Source organism: Cupriavidus basilensis, from assembly GCF_008801925.2.
In the GTDB taxonomy this organism is placed as follows: domain Bacteria; phylum Pseudomonadota; class Gammaproteobacteria; order Burkholderiales; family Burkholderiaceae; genus Cupriavidus; species Cupriavidus basilensis.
In genome coordinates, this window is sequence record NZ_CP062804.1 from 949,116 (window position 1) to 963,977 (window position 14,862).

11 protein-coding genes and 1 pseudogene are annotated in these 14,862 nt (G+C 66.3%); 10 read left to right on the forward strand and 2 right to left on the reverse strand.

The window, feature by feature from the left end:
- The first annotated feature begins 1 nt into the window (after position 1).
- The 5 genes from F7R26_RS25150 (at position 2) to fumC (ending at position 6,404) form a co-directional block, all read left to right on the forward strand.
- Positions 2 to 289 carry an MSMEG_0570 family nitrogen starvation response protein gene (locus tag F7R26_RS25150; RefSeq protein ID WP_150988928.1) on the forward strand — a complete coding sequence of 96 codons (288 nt, stop codon included), beginning with the start codon at positions 2 to 4 and terminating at the stop codon, positions 287 to 289.
- A 53-nt stretch (positions 290 to 342) separates the two neighbouring features.
- The gene (locus F7R26_RS25155; protein ID WP_150988931.1) at positions 343 to 1,626 is read left to right on the forward strand and encodes an MSMEG_0569 family flavin-dependent oxidoreductase; all 1,284 of its coding nucleotides are present in this window, start codon (positions 343 to 345) and stop codon (positions 1,624 to 1,626) included.
- 1 nt (position 1,627) lies between these two features.
- A complete protein-coding gene (locus tag F7R26_RS25160; protein ID WP_150988934.1) occupies positions 1,628 to 2,491 on the forward strand; it encodes a Pnap_2097 family protein in 864 nt (287 codons plus the stop codon).
- Positions 2,488 to 4,599: a methylmalonyl-CoA mutase gene (gene scpA, locus F7R26_RS25165; RefSeq protein WP_150988937.1), complete on the forward strand. Its 2,112-nt coding sequence runs from the start codon at positions 2,488 to 2,490 to the stop codon at positions 4,597 to 4,599. Before F7R26_RS25160 ends, scpA begins: the two co-directional genes overlap by 4 nt.
- A 401-nt stretch (positions 4,600 to 5,000) precedes the next feature.
- Positions 5,001 to 6,404: a class II fumarate hydratase gene (gene fumC, locus F7R26_RS25170; protein ID WP_150988940.1), complete on the forward strand. Its 1,404-nt coding sequence runs from the start codon at positions 5,001 to 5,003 to the stop codon at positions 6,402 to 6,404.
- Between the two features lie 93 nt (positions 6,405 to 6,497).
- Here fumC and F7R26_RS25175 read toward each other — a convergent pair whose 3' ends face one another.
- Positions 6,498 to 8,717, reverse strand: coding sequence for a TonB-dependent receptor (locus tag F7R26_RS25175; RefSeq protein ID WP_150988943.1), 2,220 nt, complete (start codon positions 8,715 to 8,717; stop codon positions 6,498 to 6,500).
- A 560-nt stretch (positions 8,718 to 9,277) separates the two neighbouring features.
- On the opposite strand from F7R26_RS25175, the gene F7R26_RS25180 reads away from it, so the two are divergent.
- The 5 genes and pseudogenes from F7R26_RS25180 (at position 9,278) to F7R26_RS25200 (ending at position 13,699) form a co-directional block, all read left to right on the forward strand.
- Positions 9,278 to 10,144 (forward strand): IclR family transcriptional regulator, encoded by an 867-nt coding sequence (locus tag F7R26_RS25180; RefSeq protein ID WP_150988946.1) that lies wholly within the window; start codon positions 9,278 to 9,280, stop codon positions 10,142 to 10,144.
- 24 nt (positions 10,145 to 10,168) lie between these two features.
- Positions 10,169 to 11,110 carry a dihydrodipicolinate synthase family protein gene (locus tag F7R26_RS25185; RefSeq protein ID WP_150988948.1) on the forward strand — a complete coding sequence of 314 codons (942 nt, stop codon included), beginning with the start codon at positions 10,169 to 10,171 and terminating at the stop codon, positions 11,108 to 11,110.
- Between the two features lie 27 nt (positions 11,111 to 11,137).
- Positions 11,138 to 11,341 (forward strand): annotated as a pseudogene (locus F7R26_RS25190) (oxidoreductase); the annotation flags it as partial.
- Between the two features lie 86 nt (positions 11,342 to 11,427).
- Positions 11,428 to 12,600, forward strand: coding sequence for a mandelate racemase/muconate lactonizing enzyme family protein (locus F7R26_RS25195; protein ID WP_150988951.1), 1,173 nt, complete (start codon positions 11,428 to 11,430; stop codon positions 12,598 to 12,600).
- Positions 12,601 to 12,733: 133 nt separating this feature from the next.
- Positions 12,734 to 13,699, forward strand: a complete 966-nt coding sequence (locus F7R26_RS25200; protein ID WP_150988954.1) for a Bug family tripartite tricarboxylate transporter substrate binding protein — start codon at positions 12,734 to 12,736, stop codon at positions 13,697 to 13,699.
- 48 nt (positions 13,700 to 13,747) lie between these two features.
- On the opposite strand, the gene F7R26_RS25205 is transcribed toward F7R26_RS25200, so the two are convergent.
- Positions 13,748 to 14,851 (reverse strand): dihydrolipoamide acetyltransferase family protein, encoded by a 1,104-nt coding sequence (locus F7R26_RS25205; protein ID WP_150988957.1) that lies wholly within the window; start codon positions 14,849 to 14,851, stop codon positions 13,748 to 13,750.
- Positions 14,852 to 14,862 lie beyond the last annotated feature (11 nt).

Here is a 14,862-nt window from a genome sequence, read left to right on the forward strand (position 1 = left end):
CATGCCAGTGACACATTTCCGGGTACGTTGGCCCGATCAGACCGAGGTCACCTGTTACTCCCCGTCCTCGGTGGTCACCGAGTTCTTTGTCCCGGGACAGGACTACGCGCTGGCCGAGTTCCTGGCGATCGCCAGGCAGGCGCTTGGCAGCGCCTCGGAGCGCGTCAGGGCGAAGTATGGCTATGCCTGCTCCTCTGCCATGGACCAGCTTGAACAGATCGAGACCACCGCCGCGCGTTTTTGCGCGCAGCCTGGCGCCACGGTGCGCGTGATCGGCTTTGGCCGGTAGCCCGGTTCCCGCAGGCCTTAGCGTATTTATCAGCATTCAAGGAAGGACCCAACATGTCTACCCCTCTCAACGAAACCCAGGCCACCACCTCCCCCAAGCACTACAGCGTCATCATCGTCGGTGGCGGCCAGGCCGGCCTGTCCATGAGCTACTACCTCAAGCAGGCCGGCATCGATCATCTCGTCATCGAGAAGCACACCGTCACCCATACCTGGCGCAGCCAGCGCTGGGATGCCTTCTGCCTGGTCACGCCAAACTGGCAGTGTGCCTTGCCCGGCTATCCCTACCAGGGCAACGACCCGCACGGTTTCATGAAGAAGGACGAGATCACCGCCTACCTCGATGGCTTTATCGGCATGGTGAATGCGCCGGTGCTGGAGCACACCGAGGTGGTGCGCGTGAAGCCGCTGGAGCAGGGCGGCTATCTGGTCTGCACCTCGCAGGGCGACTTCACCGCCGGTCAGGTGGTGGTGGCCTCCGGCGGCTATCACACGCCGATCGTGCCGCGCATGGCCGAGCGCCTGCCGGCGGGCATCCGGCAGATCCAGTCCTCCGAGTACCGCAGCCCGCAAGCTTTGCCGGAGGGCGGCGTGCTGGTGGTGGGTTCCGGCCAGTCCGGCGCGCAGATTGCCGAAGACCTGCACCTGGCGGGCCGCAAGGTGTTCCTGGCCGTGGGACAGGCGCCGCGCTGCGCGCGTTTCTACCGTGGCCGCGACGTGGTGGACTGGCTGGCCGACATGCAGTACTACGACATGCCGGTGCAGGAGCATCCGCTGCGCGAGGGCGTGCGCGACAACACCAATCACTATGTGACCGGCCGCGATGGCGGGCGCGACATCGACCTGCGCAAGTTCGCCACCGAAGGCATGGAGCTGTTCGGCGCGCTGGAGGATTTCCATGACGGCAAGCTGCGCTTCACGCCGAACCTGAAGGCCAACCTTGACGATGCGGACGATACCTACAACCGCATCAACGCCAGCATCGACAAATTCATCGACAAGCACGGCATCGCCGCGCCGCCCGCCAGCACCTATATGCCGGTATGGTCGCCGGGCGAGGAGCGTTGGGCACTGGACCTGGCGCAGGCGGGCATTGGCGCCATCGTCTGGTGCATCGGCTTTCGCCCGGATTTCAGTTGGCTGGAGGCGCCGGTCTTCAACGGGCGCGGCTATCCCGGCCACGTGCGCGGCGTGACGGCGCAGGACGGCCTGTATTTCCTGGGCCTGCCGTGGCTGCACACCTGGGGCTCCGGGCGTTTCTCCGGCATTGCGCGCGATGCCGAATATCTGGCGGCCATCGTCAGCGAAAAGATTGGCGCGCAAGCCCTGGCAGCCTGACATGTTCCGCGCGAGCACAAGCTATGTCGCCGGCATGCCGAACCTGTCCTATACCGGCCTGTCGGAGAACTGGCTGCTCAAGGCTTGCGGCGACCTGCACTGGCAAGGGCTGGCAGCGCTGTCCGGGCAGGCGTTGCCGGAGTTCCGGGACGCGCAGGGCAACAAGGCCTATGCCGCGTTCACCGCGATCCGGCTGCGGGAGGCATCGCTGGAAGGGCTTGGCGAAAACGATGGCTTCTCGGTAAACACGCAGCTGATGCGGGTGGCCGGCGCGCGCCACTTCAGCACGCATGCACTGAGGCGCGATGGCGATGGTGATGGCGAAGGTGATAGTGACGGGCCAGGCGCCAGACGGGCCGAGGTATCGATGGTGTCCACCTTTATCCGCCGTGAGCGCGAGCGCGACAATCGTTCGGTGGTCAGGGCCGCTTTCAACCTGCCGGCGGACGGGCCGCCACCCGCGGCGGCGGCGGAGATGGGCGCGCTGGCCAAGCGCTTCCGGGCGGGCGACTGGTCCTGCCATCTTGGCCTGGAGCGGGCGCGGCACGTCGGCAGCCACATGGCCGAGTACCTGCCTTGCCCCTATGCCGACTTCAACGGCGCGGACCTGCTCTACTTCGCCAACTTCCAGGCCATCGTCGATCGTGCCGAATGGCAATGGCAGCGTTTTGACGAGCCGCCGGTAATTGCCGGGCGCGACCTGTTTTTCCACGGCAACGTCAACCTTGGCGAAGCGCTGGAGCTGTCGTTCTCCGCGGTGGAGTTCGGCCAGGACGGGCTGGCCCATTGGTGCGAGGTGCGGCGCGGCAGCGACGGCGAGAAGATTGCCGATGTGGTGACGCGCAAGCGTTGGAGAGTGCGATGAGCGCAGATACGCATGGCGGACTGGCGCGCAAGCCCGTCTACACGGCCGCCGACCTGGACGGGCTGCGGCATCTGGGCAGCCTGCCTGGCGAGGCGCCGTTCGTGCGCGGGCCGCATCGCTCCATGTACGCGGGCAAGCCGTGGACCATCCGGCAGTACGCGGGCTTTGCCGACGCCACCGCCTCCAACCTGGCATTCCGGCAGGCGCTGGCGCAGGGGGCGCAGGGTTTGTCGGTCGCGTTCGATCTGCCGACCCATCGTGGCTATGACTCCGATCACCCGCTGGCGCAGGCGGATGTTGGCATGGCTGGCGTGGCGATCGATTCCGTCGAGGACATGAAGCGCCTGTTCGATGGCATCGCGCTGGACCGCGTCTCCGTCTCCATGACCATGAGCGGCGCCGTATTGCCGGTACTGGCCGCGTTCCTGGTGAGCGCCGAAGAAGCTGGCATCCCGCTCGATCGGCTCAGCGGCACGATCCAGAACGACATCCTCAAGGAGTACATGGTCCGCAACACGTGGATCTTCGCACCCGGGCCGTCGATGCGGATCTGCGCGGATGTGGTGGCTTACCTGTCGCGGCATGTGCCGCGGTTCAACGGCATGTCGATCTCCGGCTACCACTTCCAGGAAGCCGGGGCGGACCCGGTGCTGGAACTGGCGCTGACGCTGGCCAACGGGCAGGAATACGTCAGGCAGATGGCCGCGCGCGGGCTGGATGTGGATGATTTTTGCGCCCGCCTGAGCTTCTTCTTTGGCGTGGGCAAGGATTTCTTCACCGAGATCGCTAAGCTGCGCGCCGCGCGCCTGCTGTGGTGTGAGATCGTCCGCGAGCTGGGTGCCACCACGGATCGGGCCACCATGCTGCGCACGCACTGCCAGACCTCGGGATGGTCGCTGGCGGCCTCGCAGCCGGACAACAACATCGTGCGGACCACGGTGGAAGCCATGGCTGCGGTGTTCGGCGGCACGCAGTCGCTGCACACCAATGCTTATGATGAAGCGCTGGCATTGCCCAGCGCCGCATCCGCCCGGCTCGCGCGGGACACCCAACTGATCTTGCAGCACGAGATGGGCCTGTGCGACGTGGCCGATCCATGGGCGGGCTCCTACATGATGGAAGCGCTCACGGCGCAAATGGCGGACAAGGTGCGCGCGCTGATGGCGGAGATTGCCGCTGCCGGTGGCGTGCTGGCCGCGATCGACTCAGGCTGGGTCCATGAGCGGATTCATCGCGCGGCCGTGGCCACGCAGGCCGATATCGACGAAGGGCGGCGCGTGATTGTCGGCGTCAACCGCTACCAGGCGGGGGCCGATGAGGCGCCCGCCTGCCTGGAGATCGATGGGCGGCAGGTCCGGGCGCAGCAGGCCGAGCGGCTGTCCCGCCTGAAGGCAAGCCGCGATGGCGCGGCCGTGGCACAGGCGCTGCGCGCGCTAACGGCCGCCGCGCGCGGCGGCGAGCAAAACCTGCTGCCGCTGACCATGAACGCCATCCGCTGCCGCGCGACCCTTGGCGAGTGCACGCAGGCGCTGGAGCTGGTGTGGCCGCGCCATGCGATGGCGCCTCGCTACGCGCGCCAAGCCTACGGCGAGGCCGTGCACGACAGCCCCGCCTGGGACGCGGCCCGCGCGCAGGTCCGTGCGCTGGCCGCGCGCCTGGGCAGAGCGCCGCGCATCCTCATTGCCAAGCTGGGGCAGGACGGGCATGACCGCGGGGCCAAGGCCGTGGCCGCGGCGTTCTCCGATGCCGGGTTCGCGGTCACGCTGGGGCCGCTGTTCCAGTCGCCGCAGGACGCCGTGGCGATGGCCCTGCACGGGCAGGTCGACGCGGTGGGCGCATCGTCCCTGGCGGGCGCGCACCTGGCGTTGCTGCCTTGCCTGATCGATGGACTGCGCGATGGCCTGCGCGATGGCCGGCCAGGCGTGCTGGTGTTCGCGGGCGGCGTGATTCCCGCCAGCCACGCCCGGCGCCTGCGCGCCCAGGGCGTGAGCGCGATCTTCGGGCCGGGCGCCACCATGGCGGCCATCGTCATGGGGATCGCGGGCGCGTTGCTGCGGCATGCGGGCAAGGCGAGCCTGCCCGATGCCCAGCTGGAAAGTGCCGGCTAGCGCTCGCGCCGCGCTTGGGCCGCGCTCGGGTCGGGGCCGTTGTCGCTGCTTTGCCAGCCGGCTCGCCTTGCCCGCGAACCCCTTTCATTTCGTCGGGATTCATTGCCCATGGCCAGCGCCTGGGCTATCGTTCGTCTTGGCTCGAAGCGGCTGCGGGAACGCATGCGGCTGGGCTACCCCCCCGCAAAAGGAAAACGGAGAGACCATATCGTCCTCCCGCTGTACTGCGAGCTACTGCAAACAACAGCGCAGTACAGCGCACAACTGAAAAGATCAACGCATGTCACGCCCTGGCAGCCACTGGCGCTGGCGTTTATTCCGGCTCGGTGATGGGTGCCTCCAGGTCCAGGTTGCCCCGCACAGGGCGATCCTTGACGTAGTTTGTTTGGAGAGTGTCTTCCATGCCCGCATTCCGTTCCGAAACCGATTCGATGGGCGCCATCGATGTGCCCGCAGATCGCTACTGGGGCGCGCAGACGCAGCGTTCCACCATCAATTTCCCGATCGGGGTGAGCCGCTTCCGCTGGCAGCGGCCGGTGATCCGCGCGCTGGGCATCCTCAAGCGCGCGGCGGCCGAGGCCAATGCGGAGCTTGGCGAATTGCCACCCGACATCGGCCGGCTGATCGTGCAGGCGGCCGACGAGGTCATCTCCGGCAAGCTCGATGAGCACTTCCCGCTGGTGGTGTTCCAGACCGGGTCCGGCACGCAATCGAACATGAACGCCAACGAGGTGATCTCCAACCGGGCCATCGAGATTGCCGGCGGGGAGCTCGGCAGCAAGAAGCCGGTGCATTCGAACGATCACGTGAACCGCGGCCAAAGCTCCAACGACACGTTCCCCACCGCCATGCATATCGCCGTGGTCGAGCAGATCCACACCAAGCTGCTGCCGGCGGTAGGCGCCTTGCGCGATACCCTGGCGGCCAAGGCGCAGGCATACCAGGACATCGTCAAGACGGGCCGCACCCACCTGCAGGACGCCACGCCCATCACCCTTGGCCAGGAAATCAGCGCCTGGGTGGCGCAGATCGATTTCGGGCTGCATGGCGTCAAGCTGGCGGAGCCGGGCTTGCTGGAACTGGCCATCGGCGGCACGGCGGTGGGCACCGGGCTGAACGCGCATCCGCAGTTTGGCGCGCGCGCGGCGGCCTATATCGCCGCGCTGACCGGCCATCCGTTTGTCGATGCGCCCAACAAGTTCTTCGCGCTCTCCGCGCACGACGCACTGGTGCAAACCTCCGCCGCGCTGCGCACGCTGTCCGGCGGCCTGATGAAGATGGCCAACGACGTGCGCTGGCTGGCCTCGGGCCCGCGCTGCGGCATTGGCGAGCTCAACATCCCCGAGAACGAGCCGGGCTCGTCGATCATGCCCGGCAAGGTCAACCCGACCCAGTGCGAGGCCATGACCATGGTGTGCGCGCAGGTGTTCGGCAACGATGCCACGGTGGCCTTCGCCGGCAGCCAGGGCAATTTCCAGCTCAACGTGTACAAGCCGGTGATGGTCCACAACGTGCTGGAAAGCATCGAGCTGATCGCCGATGCCTGCCTGGCCTTCAACGACCATTGCGCGCTCGGCATCGAGCCGAACCTGCCGAAGATTGCCGAGAACCTCGACAAGAACCTGATGCTGGTGACGGCGCTGAACCGCCATATCGGCTACGACAAGGCGGCCGCCATTGCCAAGAAGGCGCACAAGGAAGGGCTGACGCTGAAGGCCGCCGCGCTGGCGCTGGGCTATCTCACCGAGGACGAATACGCACGCTGGATCGTGCCCATCGAGATGACGCATCCGAACAAGGATTGAGCGGCCACCATTGAGGCGCCAAGCGCCGGCGCGTGCCGCGCCGGCGCTGGATCGCCAATCGCAGCAGGCAAACGGCAGGTCGGCCGGTAGAACTTACAGATGGAAGTTCAGCGTCATCACCGCTGAACGGCCCGGCGCCCACGTTGCGTAGATCGGGTATGCGGCGGAGTAGTACTTCTTGTCGAAGAGGTTCTGCACGTTCAGTTGCACATCGACGGTCTTGGAGACGCGATACGTTGCCACCGCATCGAAACGCGCGTAGCCCGGCGTCCATTTGCGCGACGTTGCCGAGACCGAGGCGTAGGTCAGGCTGGAGATCGTGGCGCCGCCGCCGATCGATAGCTTGGGCAGCACGTCGTAGTAGGTCCACAGCGTGACGTTGTGCTTGGGCACCATCACCATCGGCAGGCCGGATGCCGAGGCATTGGCGGCGCCGGCATCGATCGTGATGGCATCCAGGTAGGAGTAGCCGCCGAACACGCGCCACTTGCTGGTGATATTGCCGGCCACGCCCAGTTCCGCGCCGCGCACGCGTTGCTTGCCCGCGTTGACGATGCCGCCCAGGCCATCGCTGACGCGCGCATTGGTCTTGTCGGTCTGGAACAGCGCCGAGGTCAGTGACAGGCGGCGGTCCAGCGTGTCCCACTTGGCGCCCACTTCGATGTTGCGGCTGCGCTCGGGCGACAGGTCCTGGTTGGTTTTGGTGATCTGGTCTGTGCCGCCACCCAGGCCGCTGTTGGCGCCCGGCGGATTGGCCGACGTACCGTAGGAGGCATACAGACTGACCGTGTCGACCGGCTTGAACACCAGGCCAAGCTGGTAGCTGAACAGGTTGGCGGTGTTCTTCAGGTCCGGCGTGCCGGCCTGCACAGCGGTGACGTCGAAGCGGTCGAAGCGCGTGCCGGCGTTGAACAGCCAGCGATCGCTCAGCTTCACGCTGTCGAACAGGTAGGCGGACGAGACATTGGTGCGGGTGCTGGTGGGCGCGCCGGGGAAGCTCTTGTCGCCGTTGAGCACGGTGCTGCCGGTCCACGGGGCGTTGGCATTCCACGCGCCGATCGCGGTGCAGTTGTAGGCGATCGTGCAGGGACCGCCCGTGCGGATATTGTTGCCCGCGCTGTCGCTCACCAGGTAGCCCTCGTACAGGCTGCGCTCCCAGCTCAATTCCACACCGGCCGTGAGCGTGTGCTGCATGCCAAGCAACGTGGCCTTGCCGGACAGCTCGGTCTGGTTGGAGACGCTGTTGGTGGCGTATTTCCCGCTCTTGGCTTGCAACTGGAGGAGGTTCGCGCTGGCGTTCAGGAACTGCGGGTTGGTGGCGATGTAGTCCAGCGTGGAGCGGCCAAACATGGTGGTGTTGCGCACCTTCCAGTTGTCGTCCACGCGGTGCTCGATGCGGATCTCGCCGGTGTCCGTCTGCCCGCGCCGGTAGTCGCGGTTGTTCAGGCCGTAGAACTGCGAGCGCTGGATGCTGGTTCCCGCCCCGGGCGTGCCGCCGCTCGCGCGGAACGGCACGCTGAAGTCCGGCATGTCGTAGGTGTTGACGTGGTAGTAGCTCAGCGACACCGTGGTCGGCGTGTTCAGCCCGAACGCGACCGATGGCGCCACGCCCCAGCGCTTGCTGTAGACATCGTTGCGCCCGGCCTGGTTGGCGTCGTGGCCCATCACGTTCAGGCGCACCGCGGTCTCGTCGTTGATGCGGCGGTTGACGTCGAGCGTGGCGCGCTTGTAGGCCTCGGTGCCCAGCCCCAGGCTGGCATTGGTGAAGTCATCCGCCTTGGGCATCTTGGTGACGATGTCGATGCTGCCGCCCACCGCGCCACGTCCCGCATAAACCGAATCCGGGCCCTTGATGACGCTGATCTGCTCCACCGCGAAGGTCTCGCGGTTCTGCACGCCGGAGTCGCGCATGCCGTCGACAAAGATCGAGTTGCGCGACTCGAAGCCGCGAATCACCGGACGATCGGCGGAGGGGTTCGCCGCGGCGTCGCCGCCCAGGAAGGTAATGCCCGGCACGGTCTTCAACGCATCGGCGAAGGTCGTCGCATTGGTCTGCTTGAGCAGTTCCTCCGGGATCACCGTGACCGAGCGCGGCGTATCCAGCAACGGCGCGACGAACTTGTACGAGGGCAGGCGCTTGGCCTGGAGCGGCGAATCGGCGGTGACAACGGCGGTGGGCAAGGTGGCTTCCTTCGCGTTGCCGGCGTCGGCGGCGGATTGCGCGAAGGCCGGCGTGGCGGCGAGGAAACCTGTGCAGTAAAGAGCACCAGCGGACGCGAGCAAACGCGCGCGCGTCTTCAGGGGAGCAGTCATGATTTCAGTGTTGCTAGGGGAGTCGATGCGCGCACGGGGCGCGGAAGATACCTGGCGTGCAAGGAACGAAAGGCGAGGCCAGGAATAAAAACCAATGCTTGGGTTGAGAACGAGAATGCGAGTGATTCGCAATTGAGCGGCAGTGTAGCGATTCCGTCTCTACTTGTAAATGCATGTTTAAGAGGAATTGTGCTGAATGCCGCGCAAGGCGGCGCGGCCCATCCAGTGAAAACCCTAGGAAATTCGCCCTTGCCCTGTCCTGTAAACGAGGTCTAGAATATTTCATATTGCGAATACAAGTTCGCAATCCGAATAAAAGTACGGCATCTCAGGGCGCAGGGCAGGATCAAAGAGGTGCCGTTGGTTGGCACTTTTTCTTAGCCCCATGATTCGAATAAAAATTCGCTATCCGAATTTTTAGCGACCCGGCAGCCATGCCGGTGTGTATCCACCCAACTTGAGCGAGGGCTTTCCTCTGTCAGTTTATCGAATTAAAATTCGGAATCCGAACTCGATTCCGGGTTTGCATCCAGAACAAAGAACTGACAGTGGAGATTGACATGGCTACCGAGAACTCCGTCCCGACCGCATCGAAGGCGAGCAGCGCGGGCGACGCATCCAAGAATACGGTGCAGTCGCTGGCGAAGGGCTTCCGCATTCTCGAAGCGTTCACGGCGCAGGAACCCGAGCTCACCATGGCGGAAGTCGCGCGCCGCTCCGGGCTGGACAATGCCACGGCCTTTCGTTTCCTCAATACGCTGGTGGATATCGGCTACGTGCAGCGTGTGCCGGACACGCGCTTGTTCCGCCTGTCGCTGAAAGTACTGGATCTGGGCTTCGATGCCATCGCTCATTCCGATCTACGCACGCGGGCCAGGCCGATCCTGCGCGCGCTGGTGGGGGAGATCAATGAAGCCGCCTCCATCGGCGTGCTGGATGGCCCGGACGTGCTTTACGCGGAACGGATCCAGGCCGGGCTGACGCGGCTTGGCGTGGATATCCGCATCGGCAGCCGGGTGCCGGCGTATTCCACCGCCGTCGGCTACGCCATCCTGGCGTGGCTGCCGCAGGACATGCAGGCCCGCGTGCTGGACGCCCAGCCCCGGCAGAAGCTGACCGACCACACGCTCACCGAGCTCGACACCATCCTCGAGCGGCTCAAGACCGTGCGCGCCAAGGGCTATGCGTTGTCGGACCAGGAAACGGTGTCCGGCCTCTATGTGGTGGCCGCGCCGGTGCTGGATGTGGACGGCGTGCCGGTTGCCGGCCTGAGCGTGGCGGCGCCGGCCATGAATACCTCGCTTGACGATTTCGAATCCACCACGGCCCCGGCGGTAGTGCATGCCGCTACCGAGCTGGCCCGTGCGCTGCAACCCTCCGGCGGATTCATTCCGCCCACCTTGACACCCACCCGAACGCGCAAATAGCGCAAGCCATACCAGGAGACGAACGTGCCTGATATCAATTTCCACGGCATCATTCCCGCCATCGCGGTTCCCTTCAACGCGGACTACAGCATCAACGAGCCGGAGCTGCGCCGCTTTGCCAGGTGGCTGGGCGGCCAGGCAGGCGTGACCGCGTTGATGACCAATGGCCATACCGGTGAAGTCTTCTCGCTGACGCCGTGCGAGCGCGCCGAAGTGACCCGCATCACCGCCGACGCCACCCGGGGCATCTGCCCGGTGATCTCGTCAGTGGTCTGCGAAGGCATCAACGACGCCGTGGAACAAGCTGGCTGGGCCAAGGAAGCGGGCGCCGCCGGGCTCGATATCATGCCGCCGCATCACTGGCTGCGCTTTGGCTTCAAGCCGGAGCATTGTCTCGACTACTTCAACGCCATCGGCAAGGCCAGCGGGCTGCCGCTGGTGGTGCATATCTACCCGGCCTGGACCCGTGGCTCCTACTCGTCGGAGCTGCTCGCGGAACTGGCCAAGCTGCCGTATGTGAAGGCCTTCAAGATGGGCGAGCGCGAGATGAACAAATACGCGCGCGACATCAAGGAGATCCGCGCGGCCGATCCCACCAAGGTGCTGATGACCTGCCATGACGAATACCTGCTCGCGTCGATGGTGCAGGGCATCGACGGCGCGCTGGTCGGCTTTGCCTCGCTGATTCCCGGCCTGATCAACGACCTGCTCAAGGCGGTCAAGGCAGGCGACCTGCATGAAGCCATGCGCGTGCAGGCCCTGATCAACCCGCTCAAGGATGCGGTGTACGGCGCGGGCGAGCCCACCGGCGAAGCGCACGGCCGCATGAAGGCCGCCATGGCGCTGGCCGGCATCCTGCGCGATGGCACCGTGCGCCCGCCGACCCACGCGCCGTCGGCCGAGGAACTAGCCGCCATCCAGGCCGCGCTGGAACTGGCCGGCATTACCCAGAAAGCCGCGGCCTGAACCCGCACCGGTCCGGCATCCCGCCGCGCAGGCTACATGCGAACTGCGGTGCTTGGTGAGCTGAAACCTGAAGACGGCGAGGGCATGTGGCGCATCCATGTGGAAGCCGCCGCGGTGCTGGCCAACGCGCTGATGCCGACGCTGCCGGATGGCGCGCGCATCGTGCTGATCGGCAGCCGCACGGCGGCGGGCGCCCCGGGGCGCAGCCAGTACGCCGCGACCAAGGCGGCGGCGGGTCGCTGTAGCGCACCTAGCCGGCGTACCGAACAACCCGATTAGCTGATTACCGAAAGACACTAGAACACTGGAGACAAGCCATGTCCGTGCGCATCATTGACGTCCGCGAAGTGACGAAGCCGATTTCGTCGCCCATTCGCAATGCCTATATCGATTTCTCGAAGATGACGAGCAGCCTCGTCGCCGTGGTGACCGACGCGTTTCGCGACGGCAAGCGCGTGATCGGCTACGGCTTCAACTCCAATGGCCGCTACGGCCAGGGTGGCTTGATCCGCGAGCGTTTTGCACCGCGTATCCTGGCGGCCGATCCAGCATCGCTGCTGGACGACGCCGGCACCAACCTCGATCCCAATCGCGTGTGGGCCGCCACCATGTCCAATGAGAAGCCGGGCGGCCATGGCGAGCGCTCGGTCGCGGTCGGCACCATCGACATGGCCGTGTGGGACGCCGTGGCCAAGATCGCCGGCGTGCCGCTGTTCCAGTTGCTGGCCGAGCGCCACGGCGTCAACGCCAACCCGCGCGTGTTCGTCTACGCCGCCGGCGGTTATTACTATCCGGGCAAGGACCTCGGCGCGCTGCGCGCCGAGATGCGCTCCTACCTGAAGCGTGGCTACAACGTGGTCAAGATGAAGATCGGCGGCGCCAGCCTGGAAGAAGACAGCGCGCGCATCGAGGCCGTGCTGCAGGAAATCGGCCCGGACGCGCAGCTCGCGGTGGATGCCAACGGCCGCTTCGACCTGGACACCGCCATCGCCTACGCCAAGATGCTGCGTGACTATCCGCTGTTCTGGTACGAGGAAGCCGGCGATCCGCTGGACTACCACCTGCAGGCCACACTCGCCGAGTACTACCCCGGCGCCATGGCCACCGGCGAAAACCTGTTCAGCCACCAGGACGCGCGCAACCTGATCCGCTACGGCGCCATGCGCCCGGACCGCGACTACCTGCAGTTCGACTGCGCGCTGTCCTACGGGCTGGTGGAGTACGAGCGCACGCTGGAAGTGCTGAAGACCTTTGGCTGGTCACCAAGCCGCTGCATCCCGCACGGCGGCCATCAGATGTCGCTCAATATCGCCGCCGGCCTGGGCCTGGGCGGCAACGAGAGCTACCCCGATTTGTTCCAGCCCTATGGCGGTTTCCCCGATGGCGTGAAGGTGATCGATGGGCATATCACCATGCCGGCGCTGCCGGGCATCGGTTTCGAAGGCAAGGCCGATCTGTATGCGGAGATGGCGGCGCTGGCGCAGCCTTGAGAGCGGACAAGAAATCAGAGCGCCGAAATAAGAGCGCCGACATAAGAGCGCCGACATAAGCGCGCCGAAATCAGAGCACCGAGATAAGAGCACCCCATAGGGGCGCACCTGCAGTCGAGACAGGAGACAAACCATGCTGTTCCACCGGATTTTCCGCAGCGCCGCCGGCGCGTTGCTGGCCTGCGCCGCCGCCAGCGCCTTCGCGCAGGGTTACCCCAACAAAGCCGTGCGCGTCATCATTCCGTTCCCGCCCGGCGGCCCCACCGACACCGTCGGCCGCATGCTGGCGCAAAAGCTCTCCGAGCAGACCGGCCAGAGCTTTATCGTCGACAACCGGCCCGGCGGCCAGGGCATCATCGGCGCCGACGCGGTGGCCAAGGGCGCGGCGGACGGCTACACGCTGTTGTTCAGCGCCTCCACCTTCACCACCACGCCCATGACCCTGAGATCGTCGCCTTACGACGTGGCCAAGGATTTCGTGCCGATCGCGCTGGTCGGCAAGGGGCCGCTGGCGGTCTCCGTCAACAAGAACCTGCCGGTGAAGAACATCAAGGAGCTGATCGCCTACGCGCAGGCGCATCCCGGCAAGATGTCGTTCGCGATTGGCTCGCAGGCGTCCGCGGGGCATTTGTCCACGGAGTTGCTCAAGCGGGCCGGCAAGATCGATTACCTGGTGGTGCCGTACAAGGGCTCCGCGCCCGCTTACCAGGACCTGATCGGCGGCGCCATCGATGGCTTTATCGATCCCGTGCTCGGCGCCTTGTCCTATCACAAGAGCGGCATGGTTCGCGTGGTCGCGGTGACCTCCAGGGACCGGCTGCCTTCCATGCCCGACGTACCGACCGTTGGCGAGACGGTGCCGGGCTATGAGTTCTACTCGTGGTATGGCCTGTGGGGCCCGGCCAAGCTGCCGGCCGATGTGACCAGGCGGCTCAACGCCGAGGTCAACAAGGCGCTGGGGTCGGACCTGCGCGGCAGACTGGCCGAGCAGGGCTACCTGCTCTCGCCAGGCACGCCGGAGGACTTCGCCCGCTTCGAGAAGGAGGACATGGAGCGCTCCGCCAAGATCGTGGCCGAAGCCAGGATCCGCGCGGAGTAAAGCCCCACGCGCTTGCCTGGCGCTGTCGCGCTGCCGCGCTGCCCGGGCCTAGGCCGCCAGCGCCAGGTCCGCGATCACGGCCGCCAGGAAGCGCGCGGCCTCGCCGCCTGTGACCACCCGATGATCGAAGGTCAGGCTGAGCGGCAGGATCCGGTGCACGACGGGCATGCCGCCGGCCGCAACCACCGCATCGTGGATACGGCCGGCGCCGAGGATGGCGACGGTTGGCGGCACCACGATCGGCGCCGCGTACTTGCCGGCGATCATGCCGAAGTTGGACAACGTGATGGTGTTGCCGCGCATCTCCTCGGGGGCGATCGTGCGCGCACGCACATCCGCGCGCATGCGGTCCAGGCCGCGCCGCAGGTCTGCCGCGTCGCGCTTGCCGGTATCGCGCAGCACCGGCACGAACAGGCCTTCGGGCAGGTCGACCGCAATCCCCACGTCGATCCGCGCCGGCACATGGCGGCGCCCGGTCTGGCTTTCATACCAGGCGTTGAGGCCGGGCTCGGCGCGGCAGCCGGCAACCAGTGCGCGCACCAGCCGGATGGTGGTGTCGGTGCCGGGCGCCCAGGCATGGATATCGGCGTCGTCGATCACGGTTGCCGCGGCGACCTCGCTTTGGGCGCGCGCCATGTTCTGCGCCATGGCGCGCCGCACGCCGCGCAGGACTTCCGGCGGCCCCAGGTCCGCCAGCGTCGCGGCAACGCGGCGCACATCGGCGGCGCTGATGATGCCGTCCGCGCTCGTTGGGGTGACCATCGCCAGGTCCACGTCGAGCTGGCGCGCCAGGGCGCGCACGGCCGGCACGGCCCGCACCGCGCCGCCGCCACGGGACAGGGCGGCGGGCGCTTCCGCGACCACCTGCGTGCCGACTTTGACATCGCCCACCACCGCGCCCGCGTCCTCTTGCCCGCCTGCGCCTTCGAAGCCCGCCAGCGGCGCGCCAAGGTGCACGATCTCGCCCGGCTGGGCAAACAGCTTGGCAACCTGCCCGGCGTAGGGCGACGGTATCTCGACGATCGCCTTGGCGGTCTCGACCGAAACCAGCGGCTGGTCGGCCGCCACCGTGTCACCGGGTTTGACGTGCCATTCGGTGATCTCGGCTTCCTGCAGGCCTTCGCCCAGGTCGGGCAACTTGAAGATCTTCATCAATGCTCCCG

What these genes read in the sequence shown, in the direction of transcription:
- F7R26_RS25150 (WP_150988928.1), top strand. Translation starts at nt 2, where the DNA reads ATGCCAGTGACACATTTCCGGGTACGTTGGCCCGATCAGACCGAGGTC.
- F7R26_RS25155 (WP_150988931.1), top strand. Translation starts at nt 343, where the DNA reads ATGTCTACCCCTCTCAACGAAACCCAGGCCACCACCTCCCCCAAGCAC.
- F7R26_RS25160 (WP_150988934.1), top strand. Translation starts at nt 1,628, where the DNA reads ATGTTCCGCGCGAGCACAAGCTATGTCGCCGGCATGCCGAACCTGTCC.
- scpA (WP_150988937.1), top strand. Translation starts at nt 2,488, where the DNA reads ATGAGCGCAGATACGCATGGCGGACTGGCGCGCAAGCCCGTCTACACG.
- fumC (WP_150988940.1), top strand. Translation starts at nt 5,001, where the DNA reads ATGCCCGCATTCCGTTCCGAAACCGATTCGATGGGCGCCATCGATGTG.
- F7R26_RS25175 (WP_150988943.1), bottom strand. Translation starts at nt 8,717, where the DNA reads ATGACTGCTCCCCTGAAGACGCGCGCGCGTTTGCTCGCGTCCGCTGGT.
- F7R26_RS25180 (WP_150988946.1), top strand. Translation starts at nt 9,278, where the DNA reads ATGGCTACCGAGAACTCCGTCCCGACCGCATCGAAGGCGAGCAGCGCG.
- F7R26_RS25195 (WP_150988951.1), top strand. Translation starts at nt 11,428, where the DNA reads ATGTCCGTGCGCATCATTGACGTCCGCGAAGTGACGAAGCCGATTTCG.
- F7R26_RS25200 (WP_150988954.1), top strand. Translation starts at nt 12,734, where the DNA reads ATGCTGTTCCACCGGATTTTCCGCAGCGCCGCCGGCGCGTTGCTGGCC.
- F7R26_RS25205 (WP_150988957.1), bottom strand. Translation starts at nt 14,851, where the DNA reads ATGAAGATCTTCAAGTTGCCCGACCTGGGCGAAGGCCTGCAGGAAGCC.